The sequence below is a fragment of the Cryptocyanus atlanticus LEGE 06306 genome, assembly GCF_056633155.1.
The window spans coordinates 27,854-44,921 of sequence record NZ_JBSJOZ010000003.1; the positions used below are offsets into that span (position 1 = coordinate 27,854).

Annotated in this window: 18 protein-coding genes; 10 read left to right on the forward strand and 8 right to left on the reverse strand. The window is 70.4% G+C overall.

Annotated features, from left to right (window positions below; genetic code table 11):
• Positions 1–78: 78 nt before the first annotated feature.
• The 4 genes from ACWJI7_RS04365 to corA all read left to right on the forward strand — a co-directional run bounded on the left by ACWJI7_RS04365 (position 79) and on the right by corA (position 2,633).
• A complete protein-coding gene (locus tag ACWJI7_RS04365; RefSeq protein WP_479935700.1) occupies positions 79–939 on the forward strand; it encodes a 3'-5' exonuclease in 861 nt (286 codons plus the stop codon).
• Between the two features lie 100 nt (positions 940–1,039).
• The gene (locus ACWJI7_RS04370; protein ID WP_479935998.1) at positions 1,040–1,279 is read left to right on the forward strand and encodes a hypothetical protein; all 240 of its coding nucleotides are present in this window, start codon (positions 1,040–1,042) and stop codon (positions 1,277–1,279) included.
• Positions 1,280–1,359: 80 nt separating this feature from the next.
• Positions 1,360–1,509 (forward strand): hypothetical protein, encoded by a 150-nt coding sequence (locus ACWJI7_RS04375; protein WP_479935702.1) that lies wholly within the window; start codon positions 1,360–1,362, stop codon positions 1,507–1,509.
• A complete protein-coding gene (corA, locus tag ACWJI7_RS04380; protein WP_479935704.1) occupies positions 1,506–2,633 on the forward strand; it encodes a magnesium/cobalt transporter CorA in 1,128 nt (375 codons plus the stop codon). Before ACWJI7_RS04375 ends, corA begins: the two co-directional genes overlap by 4 nt.
• Here corA and ACWJI7_RS04385 read toward each other — a convergent pair.
• Entirely contained in the window at positions 2,630–3,043 is a 414-nt protein-coding gene (locus ACWJI7_RS04385; RefSeq protein WP_479935706.1) for a hypothetical protein, read from the reverse strand. The genes corA and ACWJI7_RS04385 overlap by 4 nt on opposite strands.
• Before the next feature lie 126 nt (positions 3,044–3,169).
• Between ACWJI7_RS04385 and ACWJI7_RS04390 the strand changes: the two genes are divergently transcribed.
• From ACWJI7_RS04390 to modB, 4 genes are all read left to right on the forward strand, one after another.
• Entirely contained in the window at positions 3,170–4,252 is a 1,083-nt protein-coding gene (locus ACWJI7_RS04390) for a PstS family phosphate ABC transporter substrate-binding protein (protein ID WP_479935708.1), read from the forward strand.
• A gap of 67 nt (positions 4,253–4,319) precedes the next feature.
• The gene (locus ACWJI7_RS04395) at positions 4,320–5,219 is read left to right on the forward strand and encodes a CHAD domain-containing protein (protein ID WP_479935710.1); all 900 of its coding nucleotides are present in this window, start codon (positions 4,320–4,322) and stop codon (positions 5,217–5,219) included.
• Between the two features lie 67 nt (positions 5,220–5,286).
• The gene (gene modA / locus ACWJI7_RS04400) at positions 5,287–6,096 is read left to right on the forward strand and encodes a molybdate ABC transporter substrate-binding protein (protein ID WP_479935712.1); all 810 of its coding nucleotides are present in this window, start codon (positions 5,287–5,289) and stop codon (positions 6,094–6,096) included.
• Entirely contained in the window at positions 6,093–7,973 is a 1,881-nt protein-coding gene (gene modB, locus ACWJI7_RS04405) for a molybdate ABC transporter permease subunit (RefSeq protein ID WP_479935714.1), read from the forward strand. The genes modA and modB overlap by 4 nt, the downstream gene beginning before the upstream one ends.
• 46 nt (positions 7,974–8,019) lie before the next feature.
• Here modB and uvrC read toward each other — a convergent pair whose 3' ends face one another.
• Positions 8,020–9,957 (reverse strand): excinuclease ABC subunit UvrC, encoded by a 1,938-nt coding sequence (gene uvrC, locus ACWJI7_RS04410; protein ID WP_479935716.1) that lies wholly within the window; start codon positions 9,955–9,957, stop codon positions 8,020–8,022.
• A 26-nt stretch (positions 9,958–9,983) separates the two neighbouring features.
• The gene (locus ACWJI7_RS04415) at positions 9,984–10,502 is read right to left on the reverse strand and encodes a flavin reductase family protein (RefSeq protein WP_479935718.1); all 519 of its coding nucleotides are present in this window, start codon (positions 10,500–10,502) and stop codon (positions 9,984–9,986) included.
• Positions 10,503–10,652: 150 nt separating this feature from the next.
• Here ACWJI7_RS04415 and coaD point away from each other — a divergent pair, with 150 nt between their 5' ends.
• Together coaD and ACWJI7_RS04425 are read left to right on the forward strand one after the other, a co-directional pair.
• Positions 10,653–11,144 carry a pantetheine-phosphate adenylyltransferase gene (gene coaD, locus ACWJI7_RS04420; RefSeq protein WP_479935720.1) on the forward strand — a complete coding sequence of 164 codons (492 nt, stop codon included), beginning with the start codon at positions 10,653–10,655 and terminating at the stop codon, positions 11,142–11,144.
• A gap of 1 nt (position 11,145) precedes the next feature.
• On the forward strand, positions 11,146–12,108 hold the full coding sequence (locus ACWJI7_RS04425) for a hypothetical protein (RefSeq protein WP_479935722.1): 963 nt from the start codon (positions 11,146–11,148) through the stop codon (positions 12,106–12,108).
• On the opposite strand, the gene dacB is transcribed toward ACWJI7_RS04425, so the two are convergent.
• The 5 genes from dacB to dapF form a co-directional block, all read right to left on the reverse strand.
• Positions 12,053–13,429: a D-alanyl-D-alanine carboxypeptidase/D-alanyl-D-alanine endopeptidase gene (dacB, locus tag ACWJI7_RS04430; protein WP_479935724.1), complete on the reverse strand. Its 1,377-nt coding sequence runs from the start codon at positions 13,427–13,429 to the stop codon at positions 12,053–12,055. The genes ACWJI7_RS04425 and dacB overlap by 56 nt on opposite strands.
• Position 13,430: 1 nt before the next feature.
• Positions 13,431–13,979, reverse strand: coding sequence for a DUF4330 domain-containing protein (locus ACWJI7_RS04435; protein WP_479935725.1), 549 nt, complete (start codon positions 13,977–13,979; stop codon positions 13,431–13,433).
• 55 nt (positions 13,980–14,034) lie between these two features.
• Positions 14,035–14,727: a DUF1995 family protein gene (locus ACWJI7_RS04440; RefSeq protein WP_479935727.1), complete on the reverse strand. Its 693-nt coding sequence runs from the start codon at positions 14,725–14,727 to the stop codon at positions 14,035–14,037.
• A gap of 78 nt (positions 14,728–14,805) precedes the next feature.
• Entirely contained in the window at positions 14,806–15,990 is a 1,185-nt protein-coding gene (locus ACWJI7_RS04445; protein ID WP_479935728.1) for a cysteine desulfurase family protein, read from the reverse strand.
• Entirely contained in the window at positions 15,974–17,059 is a 1,086-nt protein-coding gene (gene dapF, locus ACWJI7_RS04450; protein WP_479935730.1) for a diaminopimelate epimerase, read from the reverse strand. The genes ACWJI7_RS04445 and dapF overlap by 17 nt, the downstream gene beginning before the upstream one ends.
• Positions 17,060–17,068: the final 9 nt, after the last annotated feature.

The window sequence follows — 17,068 nt, forward strand, 5'->3', positions numbered from 1 at the left end:
CCTGGGGACGGCCCACACCGTTCCCTTGCGCCCGCTGGGATCATGCAGGGGATCAATCTGGCCTGACTCGGGAGTGCGATGGCGGCTGACCTTCCCCGACCGGGCGAGCGCCCCGGACCGGCCGCTCGCAGCGAGAACGCCCGGCAGTGGCAGCAGACCAGCCTGCTCAGTCTGACCCCACCTAAGGAGACGCCGGCGGCCGCAACGGTCGTCGCCCCCGCCCGGGACGGCCCTCCGGACCGGCTGCTGATCGTGGACACCGAAACCACCGGGCTCTCGCCGGAGCGCCACCACTGCATCGAAGTGGGTGCGGTGCTGTTCGCCGTGCCCCAGCGGGCCGTGCTCAGCCAGATCTCCTGTCTGCTCCCGTGCCGGGAGAATCCGGCCGAGGCGATCAACGGCATCCCCGCCGAAGTGAGCCGGCTGGAGCAGCCCTGGCGGCAGTCGCTGGCCACCTTCGAGTCCCTGGTGGACGCCTGTGACGTGGTGGTCGCCCACAACGCGGCCTTCGATCGGCAGTGGTTCGGCCAGGGTCCGCTGCCCGCCATTCACCGACCCTGGCTCTGCAGCATGGAGGAGATCCGCTGGCCCGCCGGCCGCGCCCTGCGGTCCACGCCATCGGTCCGCGACCTGGCCCTGGCCTACGGCGTGCCGGTTTGGGCCGCCCACCGCGCCCTGACCGACTGCATCTATCTCGCCCAGGTGTTCGAGCGTTGCGAGGATCTCGAGGCCCTGCTGTGCGCGGGACTGGAGCCCAGGCGGCTCTACCGGGCCCAGCTCCCCTATGAGGAACGCCAGCGCGCCCGCGACGCCGGCTTCCGCTGGAACGACCCCGTGCCCCGGGCCTGGAGCCGGCGGCTGAGCGAGCGGGAGGCGCAGAACCTCGGCTTCCCGGTGGCCCCGGTCGAGGCGGATGGTCCCAGCCGCAGCGCGGCCTGATTCCGTCGAGAAGCGGAAGCCTGGGGCCGGGGGGATGTCAACCCGGACTGCTGTGCACAAGCTGGGGGGAGCGGAGACCGCCTGCATGGTGACGACGGGCATGGACGGGCGAGCCGGGGCGATCGCCGCCCGACGCCGGCAACTGCGGCGCTGGCAGATGGCCCGCACCTGGGCCCGGCTGATCCGGGAAGCCGAAGCCCTCTGGCACGTGAACGTGCGGGACCTGCGCCGGCTCGGTGCCCTCGAACTGGCCCAGTTGCTGCAGGAGGTGCCCCCCTCCCTGAAGCCCCGCGTGAACCGCTGGCTGGCGGGCTATGGGGCCCTGACCCGCCTGGCATGAGCGATGCGGGCGGGCGTCGTGCAGGCGACAGCAGCGACGGCGATGAGGCTCTCAACTGTGGGCACCGAGGATGTGATGGGATGACTGTCCTGCTCTGGAATCGGCGCCGCCAAATCGGTTGCTGCCTGCTGCTGCAGGCCTCGCTGCTGGGCACGGGTCTGCTGGTGGAGCACTGGTTGGCGCCCACTCCGGTTCCCATCGGAGCCCAGCTGGCTCGAACCGGTGGATGATCCGCACCGCCCCGGGATCTCTGGTGTCGCGCCGGCTCGAGGAACGTCCCGGTGACCTGCCGGGCCATCTCTTCGTTCACGGGGGCCGGCCTCCCACCCGCCTCTCGGTTCTGAGCTTTGAAGCCCAAGGTCCCGTCGAGCGTCAGCTGGCCGGACTTGAGGAGCTCGACCCCTTGCTGGCGGGTGGGGCGCCCCTCTGGGTGCGGGTTCAGGGCCAGGCCGATCCGCAGCTGATCCGCTCGGTGCTCCAGAGCCTGGCCATTCCACCCATCTTTCATGCCCCCTTGATCGACACGCCCCAGCGCACCCGCGTGGACGCCGTCGACGACGTGGTCCTGGTGGTGATGCACCGGCTGAGTTTCTCGAGAACACCGGCCCATCTGATCTCCGAGCAGGTGGGGGTGCTGCTGATGCCCAACCTGCTGCTCAGCCTTGAGGAAGCCCCCAAGCCCCAAGCCTTCCCGGAACTCACCGACTGGCTGACCACCCTGCAGCCTCCCCCGGCGGCGGCCGACCTCGATGACCTGTTGCACTTTCTCCTCGACGAACTGCTCGATGAGCTGTTCCCCATGCTCGAACAGCTGGCCGACCTGCTCGACAGCCTGGAGGAGGCCGCCCTGCGCAGTCCGAGGGCCAGCCTGCTGAATCGCACCTACCAGGTCCGGGCCAGCCTGCGCCAGATCCGCAGCCAGGTTTGGCCGCTGCGGCACCAGATCATGATCCTGCTGCGCCAGAACCAGCGGCTGCTGGGGGTGGAGGCCATGCATGGCTTCCGGGACATGGAACAGCAGGTCTCGATGATCTTCGAGAACGGCGAACTGCTACGCCACCAGTGTGATGCTGTCACCGATGCCTACATGGCCAGCATGGGGAATCGCATGAATCAGGTGATGAAGACTCTCACCATCGTTTCGACCATCTTCGCTCCGCTGACCTTTATGGCCGGCATCTACGGCATGAACTTCCGCAACATGCCCGAACTGAACTGGAGATACGGCTATTTCATCGTGCTGCTGCTGATGGCGTTGATCGCCCTGCTCCAGAGTTTCTGGCTGTGGCGGCGCGGCTGGTTCGAAGACTGGACGGCGATGCGACCGGGCAGCGGGCCGGGCCCGCGCTCCTAGGGGGCCCGGCGGCGCCGTTCGCGACTGGCCTTGGATCGGCAGCTGCTGGAGCAGTAGCGCGCATCGCACCGCCGGGCCAGGAACGGCTCCCCGCAGCGCAGGCAATCCCGCTCGATCAGCTGGCCGGCGGGGCTGCGTCGCAGCAGGCGCATCCAGCGACCGCCCTGGGGACCCAGGGCCAGATCCAGCCCGTAGCCCTGCCGGAGCAGGGTGGCCGCGTCCGCATACCCCAGCGCCTCCGCCAGGATCGGGCCGTCCTCAGCCATGGTCTCCAGCAGCTGCAGGACGCGGTAGCCCTCGCTCCAGATCCAGCGGCGGCGCTCACGCACCAACTCCGGCCAGCGCTCCGGCGGCAGATGGCGGGCCGAATCGCCGATCTCGATCGGACTGCTGTCGCCTTGATCGAGCATCGCGACCCTGCCGGTGGTGCCTGTGGGGAAGCCTATGGGCTGAATCAGTCACAACCCAGCCCTAATCCGCCGTTAACCGTGGAGGTGGCTGCCCCCGCCCACAGTGGGCCGGTCGGGCCCCCCTCCATGCCAACCCTGCTCCCTCCGCTCCCCACCCGTCGTCTGGCCGTTCGAGGGATCGCCGCCTTCACGGCCGGCATGTCAGCCGCCACCCTGCTGGCCACGGTGGGGCTGACCCCCGCAGCCCCGGCCCAGAGCAAGGACGGCCAGATCCGCATCAGTGGCTCCAGCACGGTGTTTCCGATCACCACGGCCGCCATCGCCAGCTTCCGCCGCACCAACGCCGGCCGGGCCGTTCGCTTCGACCTCCAGGAGACCGGCACCAGCGCGGGGTTTCGCGAGTTCTGCTCCGGGGCCGTTCCGATCAGCAATGCCTCCAGACCGATCAACACCCAGGAGCTGAAGGCCTGTACGGCCAGGGGAATCCGCTTCATCGAACTGCCGATCGCCTTCGATGCCATCACAGTGGCGGTGAACCCCCGCAATGACTGGGCCAGCGCGATCAGCCTGAAGGAACTCTCCAGACTGTGGAACAAGCAGGCCCAGGGAACCGTGATGCGCTGGAACCAGGTGAACATCGACTGGCCAGCCCGGCCGATCCGGCTCTGCGGTCCTGGCCAGGACTCGGGCACCTACGAGTATTTCAACAAAGCGATTAACGGATCCGCCGGCAACAGCCGTCGCGACGTCACCACCAGCGAGGACGATGCGGTACTGGTTCGCTGCGTGGCCAGCCAGCCCAACGCCCTGGGATATTTCGGTTTCGGCTGGTACAGCGCCAATCGCCATCGTCTCCGGGCCCTCGCCGTGGCCGGCCCCAGGGGCCCGGTCCTCCCGTCCCTGGAGACCGTCCAGAAGGAGCAGTACACCCCGCTCTCCAGACCGCTCTTTCTATATGTGAACAACCAGGCCATGCTCTCGCGGGCGGATGTGCGCCGTTTCGTGACGCATTACGTCAAGACCGGGCCGAAGCTTGTGGCGGAGGCCCGCTTCATTCCCCTGCCCAGCACCACCTACCGCCTGGTGGAAACGAAGCTGTATCGCCACGTGCTGGGAACCTCCTTCGGAGGCGATCTGCCCGTCGGGCTCACGATCAGCCAGGCCCTGGCCCGCAGCTTCCGGGAACTGCGCCAGCCCCAGGCGCGCTGAGCGCCGCGCTACAGAGGATGGAGGGCTGAGCCGCCCCTCACGGCGGAGGACCGGCATGGATCAGGGTATGGATCACACTCCCGAAGGGTCTGCCCAGGCCAGTGGCCCCTATGCCGCCGATCTGATCCGGACCCAGACGCGGCGCCTGGGAAAACTGCAACCGGACGTTCTTGCCGACGAGGACCCCGAGCCCCTGCATCAGCTGCGGGTCAGCCTGCGACGGCTGCGCACAGCCCTCGGCCAGTTCGCTCCCGCCCTGGATCTGCCGGAGGGCATCAGTGATCGGCGCATCGCCCGGGTGGCTCGGCGCACGGGCCTCTGCCGCGACCTCGACGTGCTGCGCCAGCGACTGGTTGGGGACCTGACCCCCCACCTGCCGGAGTCCGAGCGCAGGGCCCTGCGGCCCATGCTCAAGCGGCTGGGGCGGGATCGGCGGCTCGCCTTCGAGGGCCTGACGGAGGGATTGCGCAGCGCTGCCTACCTGAAGCTGCTGGCCCGTCTGAACCAATGGCAGGCCGGCCCCCGCTTCACGGCCCTCGGCGCCCTGCCGGTTGAGCCGTGGCTGTTCGAATGGCAGGCCCAGGTGTCCGCCGGTCTGTTCCTCCATCCGGGTTGGTTCACGGCGGATCCGCAGGCCAGCGAGCTGCATGACCTTCGCAAGCGGATCAAGGGGGTCCGTTACGCCCTGGAGAACCTGGAACCCTTCGCCGGCGCCGGGCTGGCCGGCTGGATCGGAGAGCTTCGCCGATGCCAGGACAGTCTTGGTGACCTGCACGACCTGCAGGTGCTCAGCGAGGCCCTCGAGGATCAGCTCGACGGCAAACGGCTGGGCTGCCTGCCCGTTCTGCTGGAGGGGATCGCCGCCCGGACACGGGCCCGCTGGCAGGACTGGCAGCAGCAGAACCGCTCCCTGCGCTCCGATCCCAGCCGCCGGGCTCTGTACGAGGCCCTGCTGGGGGTGGGATGACACCCAGTCCTCCGGAGGCCTGCGGCGCCACGATCTGTACCGTTTCAGGGTCCGGGCCCGCCTGCAGATGTCACCGGCTCGGGAACTGCTGATCCGCGCCCCGCTGGCCTCCCTCCTGATCACCCTGTCGGGGATCAGCGGGGCCTGCTCCCTCTCCCCCCCGGCCGAGCCCCTGCTGATCGGGGCGGCAGCCAGCCTTTCCGGTCCGCTGCAGGAGATCGCGCCGGTGCAGGCCTCCTCTTCTGGAGAAGCCCTCCCCCAGTTCCACTTCGCCTCATCCGGCACGCTGCAGCAGCAGCTTCTCCAAGGGGCCCCGCTGGACGTGTTCCTCTCCGCCGGGGAGCGGCAGATGGAGGCTCTCCAGACCGCCGGGCTGCTGCTGGAGGGATCCCACCGGGAGCTGTTCGGCAACCGCCTTGTACTGGTGGTGCCGGCGAGGGCTCCATCCGCAGCCCTCGCCCTCCCCGACCTGGGCCGCGCCTCCATCCGGCGCATCGCCATCGGAGAGGCCGGCGTGCCCGCCGGCGACTATGCCCGGCAGACGCTGGCCAGCTTCGGCCTCACGGCCGCGGTGCAGGACCGGTTGGTACCGCTCGCCTCGGCGCGGGCGGTGGCCCGGGCCGTGGCGAGCGGTGACGCCGATGCGGGATTCGTCTACGCCAGTGATGCCGCTGCCAGCAGCCGGCTGCGGGTGAGCGCGGTAGTGCCCCAGAGCAGCCATGCCCCCATCCGCTACAGCGGAGCGGTGCTCCGCTCGAGCCCCCATCCGGAGCGGGCCGGCGCCTACCTGGATGCCCTCACGCTCCCTGCCGCCAGCGGGGTGCTCCGTCGCCATGGCTTCCTGACCCTGGCCCCCAGCGGCGGGACTGGACCGTGACGGCGCCCCTCCCCAGCCTCTCCCCCCTCTGGCTCTCCCTGCGCAGCGCCGCTCTGGCCGTTGTCCTCGTGGCTCCCCTGGGCCTGCTGGCGGCGCGGCAGGTGAGCCGCTGGCAGGGGTCCCGGCGGGCCGGCGCCGATCTGCTGCTGCTCTCCCCCCTGGTGCTGCCACCCACCGTGGTGGGATTCCTCCTGCTGCAGGTGCTGGGTCGCTACGGCCCGCTCGGCGCGCTGCTGGCCCGCTTCGACCTGGAAGTCGTGTTCGCCTGGCCCGCTGTCGTGCTGAGCGCCGCGGTGGTGTCTTTCCCCCTGATGTACCGCACTCTGCTGGGGGCCCTGGATCAGCTGGATCCATCCCTGGAAGCGGTGGCCCGCAGCCTGGGGGCCGGGCCCTGGCGGCTGCTCCGTCAGATCACGCTGCCGCTGGTACGGCCGGGCCTGCTCGCCGGGATCAGCCTGAGCTATGCCCGGGCGCTGGGGGAGTTCGGCACGACCTTGATGCTGGCCGGCAACATCCCGGGCCGCACCCAGACCCTCCCCCTGGCCCTCTTCGCAGCCGTCGACGCCGGAGATCGGCGGCTGGCCTGGTTCTGGACCGTGCTGGTGCTCGGGCTCAATGCCCTCTGCCTCGTGTTGGTGCAGCAGCTGCTGACCCGTCCCTGGATCCGCCACGCCGCACCCTCACGCGCGGGGGAGTCCGTCCCGCTGCCGCGTCCGCGACCGACCCTCGCCGCCCAACCGCCCGCCCGGGAGTCCGGAACGGCCGGTCGGCCCTTCTCCCTTCAGGTCGACCTGGAACGCCGCCACGCTTCCTTCCAGCTGCGCCTGCGCTTCGAGACCGGCCACCGGCATCTGGCGATCCTGGGCGCTTCGGGCGCCGGCAAGAGCCTCCTGCTGCGCTGTCTGGCCGGCCTGGAGCGTCCTGACCGTGGCCGCATCTGCCTGAACGGAGCGGTGCTGTTCGACAGCTCCAGCGGGCTGAACAAGCCGCTGGAGCAGCGGCGCATCGCCGTTGTCGTCCAGAACAATGCACTCTTCCCCCATCTCACGGTGGCCCAGAACGTGGGCTTCGGCCTGGCCCATCTGCCGGTTCGCCAGCGACAGCAGCGGGTGGCGGCCCAGCTGGAGGCCGTGCAGCTGCTAGCGCTGGCCCGTCAGCTCCCCCACCAGCTCTCCGGGGGACAGCAGCAGCGGGTCGCCCTGGCACGGGCCCTGGCGTTCGAGCCCCAGCTGCTCCTCCTTGATGAACCGCTCTCCTCCCAGGACAGCCACCTGCGGCGGCAGTTGCAGCAACTGATGCGGGAGCAGCTGGCGTTCACCGCTGTGCCCTCCCTGCTCGTCACCCACGACATTGATGAGGCCTATCGGCTGGCCGACGAGCTGGTCGTGATCGACGGCGGCCGGCTGCTGATCCAGGGGCCCAGGCGGGCCGTGTTCGATCAGCCCGGTTCCGTCACGGCGGCGCGCCTCACCGGCTGCAAGAACATCACCCCCATCACCTGGTGCTCGCCCCACCGGGTCTGGGCACCGGCCTGGGGCATCGAGCTGTGGCGGCAGCGACCCTGGGAACGGGGCACGACCCACGTGGGGCTTCGGGCCAATCACCTGGAGCTTCGATCCGCCGCGGAGGGCGGAGGACGTCCGCGGCCCAACGCCTGGCCCTGTCAGGTGGTCAGCCTCAACGACGGCGCCCTGCGGGTTTCGCTCCACCTCCACTGCCACGGAGCGGCGGATCGGGCGGCGGATGGAGCGGGTCACGATGCCATGGAGCCGATTCAGGTGGAGATGGATGCCGAAGCCTGGCTCCGGCTGGCCGGCTCGCCGGAGGACCTGGTCCTCTCCATCCCGGACACCCGGGTGATGCCGCTGACCGCGTGAACCGGGGGGTCACGGGGCCGGCCGGGGAGGGGTGATGCCGGCTGGCTCAGGAGGCGTCCGCCACCTCCTGAGGGTGGAAGTACTCCCAGATCTGACTCGCCAGGGCCGGACCCACGCCCGGCGCGGCGGCGATCTGCTCGGGGCTGGCCAGCTGGATGGCATCGATGGAGCGGAAGTGGCCCAGCAGCTCCTTCACCCGCTTCGGGCCCAGCCCCGGGATGTCCGAAAGACGGGAGCGTTTCATCCGCTCCCCGCGCTGCTGGCGGTGGTAGCTGACCGCAAAGCGGTGGGCCTCATCGCGCAGCCGCCGGAGCAGCAGCAGACCGAGCTGGTCCGGTTCGCTCTCCACGGGCTCGCTGGACCCCGGCAGAAACACCTCCTCCCGCTGCTTGGCCAGGGAGCAGACCACCAGCTCCCCGTGCAGGTCGAGCTCCCGCAGGGCCTCCATCACGGCGGAGAGCTGGCCCTTGCCGCCATCGATCATCACCACATCGGGCCAGTCCGTCAGGCCATCGGTGCTCAGGGCGCTGCCGGCCGACCGGCGCAGCGCGGCCAGGTCGGCCCCACCCGCCTTGGCCTGGGACCAGCGACGGAAGCGACGGCGCATGATCTCGGCCATCGCCATGAAGTCGTCGGAGTGGCCGGCTGTGATGCTGCTGCTCTGGATCCGGTACTTGCGGTAGTGCTGCCGGGCCGGCAGCCCGTCGACGAAGACCACCTGGGAGGCAACGGCGTCACTGCCCTGGATGTGGCTGATGTCGAACCCCTCGATCCGGCGCGGAGGCTCGGCCAGGTCCAGGAGCTGGGCCAGGTCTTCGGTGGCCAGCTGGTGCTGCTCGGCGCTGCGCTGGGCCCTGGCCAGCTCAAAGGCCGCGTTGCGCTCCACCAGCTCGATCAGCTCGGCCTTCTGTTGCCGCTGGGGATGGAGCAGTCGGACCCGCCGGCCCCGCCGTTCACCGAGCCACTCCTCCACCAGCTCCTGCTTCGGCAGCCGGTGCTGCACGAGCACCTCCGGCGGAATCTCCACCGGCTCCACCTGGCCGTAGTGCTCCTCCAGCACCCGCTGCAGGATCTCGCCCGGTGCGGCGATGCCGGCGTCGGCGGTGTACCCCAGGCGGCCCACCAGCTTGCCCGCCCGCATCTGGAACAGCTGCACCGCCGCCACCCGCTGGTCCGCCGCCAGGGCCAGCACATCCCGCGACACCGTGGCGTCGGGCAGGGCCATCTTCTGGTCGGCGGTGAGCTGCTCGAGGCCCTGCAGCTGATCGCGCACCCGGGCCGCCTGCTCAAAATCGAGCCGCTCGGCGTAGCGCTCCATCTGGCCACGCAGCAGCACCAACAGCTCGTCGCTGCGGCCCTGGAACACCATCGCCACCTTGCGTAAAGTGCGCTGGTAGTCGTCCGGGCTGATCTTCTCCTGGCAGACCCCCGGACAGCGGCCGATGTCGAAGTTGAGGCAGGTGCGGTCGCGGTGCAGGGGCTGGGGCCGCTGGCGCAGGGGAAACACCCGCTTGACCAGGAGCAGGGTGCGGCGCAGCAGCCCCACATCCACATAGGGCCCGTAGAAGCGGTCGAGCGGACTGCGCAGGCGGCGGCGGCGGGTGATGAAGATGCGCGGATAGGGTTCGCTCCAGGTGATGCAGAGGTAGGGATATTTCTTGTCGTCCTTGAGCAGCACGTTGAAGTGCGGCTGATGCGCCTTGATCAGGTTGGATTCCAGCGCCAGCGCTTCAGCGTCGCTATCGGTGACGATGAATTCGATCTCGCAGACCTGCCGCACCATCAGGCCGATGCGGGGGCTCAGATCGTGGGACTCGCGAAAGTAGCTGCGCACCCGGCTGCGCAGGCTCTTCGACTTACCGATGTAGAGGATGCGGTCGTCGGCGTCGCGCAGGAGGTAGCAGCCTGGTTCGGCCGGCAGCTCCTTCAGCCGCTGCTCCAGCCGGAGGGGATCCCTGAGCAGCGGCGCCGCGATTGCTCCCACGTCACGCCCCTCCGGCCGCAGTGGCCTCAGCCGCCGTACTGCCAGCCGGTGGCGGCCAGCTCGAGGGCGGCACCGTCCTGATGGAGCACGGCGCTCTTCACTTCCGCCACGAACACGGTGTGATCGCCGTGGGCCACCTGGCCCACCAGCACACATTCCACCGCGCCGAGCGCGTCATCGAGGATCGGCAGGCCGAGGGGGCCGAGCTGGAAGGGGGCGGCATCGAAGCGACCGCCCATCCCTTTCTGCGGCTTGAAGAACACGGCGGCCAGATCCTTCTGTCCGGCCGCGAGGATGTTGAGCGAGAAGCGTCCGGTGCGCTGAATCATGCCGTTGCTGCTGGAATCGGCCCGCACCGCCATCACCACCAGCGGCGGTTCGAAGGAGCCCTGGGTCACCCAGCTGGCGGTGAAACCGTTCACCTCATCCCCCTCCGCCACACCGCAGATGAACACCCCATGGGGGATCTTCCGGAGCAGGGTCTTCTTCGCCGCCGCATCCAGGCTGGGGCCGGCGGTGGCCGGGGAACGGGCGTCTGGGGCCATCGAAGAGCGTGGGCGGGGACATCTGACTCTAGGCATCGCGATCCGCCCCCCTGCCCCTGATCCCGCCGGAGCCTCCATAGGATCCCCGCCCGGGCGTCACCGGCCTCCGGCGCGACCACCCAAGCGACCACCGACGCGTCCCCCCGCCCGATGAAGGCCCTGTACCCCGGCAGTTTCGATCCCCTCACCCTGGGCCATCTGGATCTGATCGAGCGGGCCAGCCGGCTGTTCGATGGGCTCGTGGTGGCGGTGCTGCGCAACCCCGGCAAGGAGCCCAGCTTTCCCCTGGAGCAGCGGCTGGGGCAGATCCGCCTCGCCACCGCCCACCTGGAGGGGGTCGAGGTGGGCAGCTTCGACGGTCTGACGGTCGAGTTCGCCCGCCGCAGCGACTCGGCCGTGATCCTGCGGGGCCTGCGGGCACTCAGCGACTTTGAATTCGAACTGCAGATTGCCCACACCAACCGGAGCCTGGCGCCGGAAGTGGAAACGCTCTTCCTCGCCACGGCAGCCCACCACAGCTTTCTGAGCAGCAGCGTCGTCAAAGAGGTGGCCCGTTTCGGGGGCGACGTGCGGCACATGGTGCCGGCGGGAGTGGCGGAAGACCTCGTCAGGCTCTTTAATCGGGAGTCGCCGCCCCGTTGATATGGCAGAGAATCGCATCAGCGTGCTCGATCAGATCGATCAGCTCGAGGAAATCGTGCTGGAGGGCAGTCGCATCCCCTTCAGTGGCGGGCGTCTGGTCAACGAGCAGGACGCCATCGAACTGATGGATGCCGTGCGCGACGCCGTGCCCACCCAGCTGGAGCAGGCGGAAGAGCTGCTGCGGCAGCGGGAAACCTTCGTGGCCCAGGCCCGTCAGCAGGGTGAGGAGATCATCGTCCGGGCCCGCCAGGAACGGGAGCAGCTGATCAACTCCGCCGCGGTCCGGCAGGAGGCCGAGCGCCAGGTCACCGAGTTGCGGGAGCAGGCCCGCCAGCAGTGCGAACAGATGCTGCTCTCGGCGCGCCAGCAGGTGGCCCAGACCGAGCAGGAGCACCAGACCCGCCTGGCCCAGATGGAGCAGCAGTTCGGCAGCCGCCGCCAGCAGCTCGAACAGGAGTCGATGCAGCGCCGCCAGCAGCTGGACCAGGAATTCGTCGAACTCAAGCGCCAGCTCACCGAGCAGCACGAGCGCCTGCGGCAGCAGAGCCTGGTGGAACTCGAGCAGATCCGCCAGGAAGGCCTGCGGGTGCAGCGCGAGAGCCAGGCGGAAGCCGAGCGCCTGCACAACGATGCCCTCCAGTTCCGCCAGCAGACCCAGCAGCAATGCGAGGGGCTGATCAGTCGCACCCGCCAGGAGGCCGGAGCCGTTCAGGATGGCGCCAATCGCTATGCCGAACAGATCCTGGGCGAGCTGGAAACCCGGCTGGGGGAACTCAGCAAGGTGGTGCTGGCTGGCCGCAGGGAACTGAACCGGGTCCAGAGCAGCGAGTTGAGCGCGGCCTCCGAGCGGGCCACCGGCATCGCCGCCCCGGGGTCAACCCCGGCGGCGGATTCCACGCCGGTGCCGATCAGCCGTGCGCGGCGGGCCGCATCCCGGCTGCGGCAGGTGGCTGGCAGAGGCTGACGATCTGCACCTGGCGGAGCACTTGTCCGATCGTCGTGTTCGGGGAGCCTGCTCCGTTCGAGATCATGCTCACGTAGCGGGGTCCGTCACTGGTGGCGAGCACTCCGCTGATCGATCGCACACCGGTGAGGGTGCCGGTCTTGCCCCGAAAGCGGCCGTCCAGGCTCGTGCCCTTGTACAGGTTGCGGAGCGTGCCCCGCTGGCCCGCCACCGCCATCGAGGAGAGGTAATAGGCCGCGTAGGGGTGGTGATCCATGCGCAGCAGCAGGGCGGCCACGAACCGGCTGGTGAGGCGGTTCGCCCGATCGAGCCCACTGCCATCGGCCAGCACGACGCCCTGCAGAGGCAGATCCTGTTGCCGCAGCCACAGCATGCCGGCCTGACGGCTGAGGCCCAGGTTCCAGCTGCCGGCGGCCTCCCGCAGCAGCACCTCGGCGGTGAAATTGTGGCTTTCGGTGTTGGCCAGGCTGAGCAGGTTGTGCATCGGGGCCGATCGCTCCTCATGGAGCAGCACCGATCCCTGGGGCAGCGGCGCCTCGGAGGACACCACGCTGAGCTGCATCCCGCGTCCGCCCTGGCGAGCCAGTTCGGCGTTGAGCAGGCGCTGCAGGCGGGCGGTGGGGTTACTGACCGCCATGTCGATGGCATTGCTGGTGAGGGCCAGCTGGGTGATGGGCGCGCCATAGGCATAGGCGCGATCGCCCGGATGCCACCCTGGCGGCCACCAGACCTGGGGAGGCAGTTCGGCCAGCTGCAGCCGCAGCGGAGCCGACGGCCCGCCCTCACCGCCCCCGGAACCGAGGGCGAGCTTGGCGATGCGCTGCAGGTGGGCCAGGTCGAGATCGGGATCCCCCTCGCCGGTCAGCCGCAGGGCGCCGTCGGGCAGTCGCCACAGGCGGGTGCTGAGCCGGAAATCGGGACCCAGGCGATCGAGCGCGTAGGCGGTGCTGACCAGCTTCTGGTTCGAGGCGGGAACGCGGGGACGCAGCCCGTTCACATCCGCCAGCAGCCGACCGCTGCCATCGGCCACCGTCACGCTCCAGAGGGACGCCTGTCCCCCCAGGCTGGACTGCACCCGCTGCTGCAGGGCCGGACAGCTGACCCGTCCCTGCAGGTGGGGAAGGCCGAGGGCCGGTGGCGCCTCCGGCAGGGTCGCCAGGGGGACCCTGGTGCCAGAGGCCGGCTGGGTCCCGACCGGGTCGGGCAGCGCCAGGGCGGGGGCGGCCCACCCCGGACCGAGCGGAACCAGAGCCAGGGCCAGGGCCAGGGCCCCACGCAGCGGACGGGGGGTGAACGGGCTGGTGATCCGTGAACTCCTCATCTCAGGACCCTCCCAGCTGCAGGCCGCTGACGGTGCCGCCGATGCGGAAATCGCGACCTTCCAGTTCCACCGGAGCGCCGATCTTGAGATTTTGGTTGCCGAACACGACCCCCCCACCGGTCTTGCGGCCCTGGCCCTCCAGCACGAAGCGAGCATCAAGGGAGCTGACCACCGCCTGGTTTGGATCCACCGCGGTCACCACGCTGCCGTCGGGTTGCACGGCCACCAGACGCCGCTGCAGCGATTGCAGGTCCTTGAGGCGCACGGTGCCGTGGGGCTGGTTGCGGATCACGATGCTCACCGTGCCGTCCTCCCGGGCGGAAGCCAGGAGGGCATTCGGATCAGCCACCGGAACCCCCCGCACGTCGACGGAGACGATCACCGGCTGCATCGCGCCGGTGGCGGTGGCGACCGCGCCGCTGAGCTTGGGGCTCCAGACCACTCCAGCGACCGCCAGCAGCACGGCCGCCGCCGCCCCCAGATCGATGAGGCTCCAGCGGCGTCGGCCGCCGCCGCTGCCTGGCACGGAGGACTTCGCTTCGTTCACCATGGCTGTCGCGGCTGACGCGCAACTGTAAGGACGCCCTCCCGGAACCACCAGGGGCTCAGTTGCTCAGGCTGCCGATGAAGCGATCGAGGGCCTGCAGGCCGGAGGCCAGGGAGGGGCCCTGCTCGCCACTGAGGGCCGCCGCCACCTGCTCGGCGTCGGGCTTGCGCTCGAAGGATGCGGCGGGCCGGTAGCCATCGGGATCCCGCCGGTAGACCTGCCAGGGATCCGGGAACGCGTGGCGCAGGGCGCCATCCTCGAGCGGGGCCAGCAGGTAGGCGCTGCGCCAGGTGGCCAGGAAGCCGCGGCGGCGTTCCCGCGCCACGCTCCCGATGCCCACCGCCGCATCCTCCAGGCGTCCATTGAGCAGCACCACGCCGCCCCGATGGGCCTGGCAGAGGCGCTCGACCTCCTCGTACTCCGACTGGGCCGGCTCCACCAGGATCAGCAGTCCGTCGCAAGTCTGATCCCCCTCCTGGCGGCGCAGCTGATCGCCGAGGGTGCCGAGGCGATCGGCCAGGTCCGGCGCATCCCGGCGGGCCAGGGCGGCGGAGCCAGCATCCGGGAAGAGCAGACGGGCCGGCAGCGATTCCGCCGCCAGCCCGGCCAGAAGCCGCAGGGACAGGGGCAGCGGCTTGAGCCCCTCGAAGCGGAAATCCATGGTCCAGCGGCCGCTCGGGCTCTCGGCCAAGGCCATCCGCATCGCCTCCAGCGCCTCCGCCTCGGCGCTGCGCAGATCGGGAGGAAGCACGGGTCCGGGTGCGGCAGGGGCTGACCCTAACCACCGGTTCCGGGGGACAAGCAGGGACTCGAGCGGCGGCGCGGGGGGTCACGCGGCCTCGCTGTCCACCGTCACGCGGCGGCGGGCGCTGGCAAGGGCGTCGGGAACCCGATCCAGGATGGAGGCGTCCAGCCAGGGCCCCAGGCTAAGCCTGAGCCCACTGGCCGCCCGGGCTTCCGCGAAGCCCATCGCCCGCAGCACGGCGCTACCCCCCAACTGGCCGGAGCGGCAGGCCGTGCCGCTGCTGGCGGCGATGCCCTCGCGCCAGAGGGCCTGCACCAGCCGCCGTCCCGGCAGGGCTTGGCCCGCCGCATCGGAGACGAGCAGGCTGAGGTGATGGGGCAGACGTTGTTCGGGGCAGCCGCTGAGTTCCAGCCCCGGCAGAGCCAGCAGCCGCTCCTGCAGGGCGTTGCGCAGTCCGACGATCGGATCCACACCGCGGTGGGCCGTCAACCGGGCGTCACAGAGCTCCAACGCTGCGGCCAGACCCGCCGCCAGCACCACCGCTTCTGTGCCGCCCCGCAGCCCCTCCTCCTGGCCGCCCCCCGAGATCAGGGGAACGACCTCCAGAGTGGGGCGGCTCACCAGCACCCCCAGCCCCCTGGGCCCCTGGAGCTTGTGGGCCGTGAAGCTGAGCAGATCCACGGGAAGGGCATCGAAGTGGATAGGCCGGTGCCCCACTACCTGCACGGCGTCGGTGTGCAACAGCACGCCGGCGGCGCGGCAGCGGACGCCGATGGCCTCGATCGGCTGCACCGTCCCCACCTCGCTCTGGCCCCAGATCACCGACACCAGCCGGGTGGGCGGCTCCAGCAGCGCGTCGAGCGCCTCCAGCCGCACCCGGCCGAGCCGGTCGACCGGCAGGGTGGCCAGGCTCCAGCCGCGGCGCTGCAGCTGCACAGCGGCTGCGGTGACCGCCGGATGTTCCACCGCCGAGATCAGCAGCCGGCCCGGGGGGAGGGCTGCGGCCACCCCCAGCAGGGCCAGCTGGGCCGCCTCGGTGCCGCCGGAGCAGAACGTGAGCCGGGCCCGGCTGGCTCCGAGGCTGGCGGCGATCGCCTGCCGGCTTCGCTCCAAGCGCTCCGCCGCCGCCAGACCGAATCCATGCAGGCTGGAGGGATTGGCCCAGGCCGTGCGTTCCGCCTCCGCCATGGCCCACCGGACGGCCTCGGCCGGAGGAGCCGTGGCACAGGCATCGAGATAGAGCGTCGCGTCGTCAGGGACGGGAGCCATCGGGCTGGCCCTCACGGGCGAACCGGGCCCTGGTGCGGGCTTCGAGCGAATCGGTCGCCAGGGCGACCAGATCGTCGAGGGAGTGGCTGGCGAGCAGGGTCTCCACGCGGCGGCGGGCCTCCTCAGGGGTCTCCATGCTGGGACTGGAGTCCTGGGAGGTGCCGGGGTCGTCGTCGGTCGGGGGCGCCGCGAACAGCTCCGGGGCGATCACTCCATCGAAGACCGGCTCGGCCGGCCCGCCCATGAAGAGATGGTCGGAGGAGGGGTCCCAGTCGATCCAGAGCGGACCACCGGGCAGATCGACCCGGGCGGAGCGGCCGCTCCGCCCGAGGCGATGGCAGGCGACGAGGGTGGCGCAGGCACCGGTGCCGCAGGCCAGGGTGGGTCCGGCGCCCCGCTCCCAGACCCGCATCGCCAGATGATCGGGAGCCAGCACCGACACCAGATGGACGTTGGTCCGCTGGGGGAAGGCTGGATGGCGCTCCAGCAGCGGGCCGATCCGTTCCAGATCGACGGCCTCCGGGTCGTCCAGCGGAATCACCAGGTGGGGGTTGCCCATGCCGACGGCCGCACCGCTGAACCGGCTCCCCTCCACCTCCAGGTCCCCCTGCGGCAGACCGGCGGGCCCGATGGCCAGGGTGGTGGGAACCTGCTCGCTGCGCAGCAGTGGCGGCCCCATGTCGACCCGCACACCGCCATCGACGAGCAGCTCGGGCACGATCCGGCCGGCCAGGGTCTCCACCTGCCAGCGACGCCCGGGGGCATCCCCGTCGCTGTCGGCCAGGAAGCGGGCCAGGCAGCGGATGCCGTTGCCGCACATTTCGGGCTCGGTGCCGTCGGCGTTGAAGATGCGCATGCGCAGCTCACCGTCCGATTCGGGGGGGAGAGCCAGGATCACTCCGTCAGCCCCCACCCCAAAGCGCCGATCACAGAGGCGGCGCACCCGGTCGGAGCTGAGCCCGAAGCAGAATCCGGGCTCGTCCGCCTCCCGGGCGTCCAGCAGCAGGAAGTCATTGCCCAGGCCCTGGTATTTGCTGAACGCCAGCACATCGCTCAAGCGGTTCGACATAGTCTGATC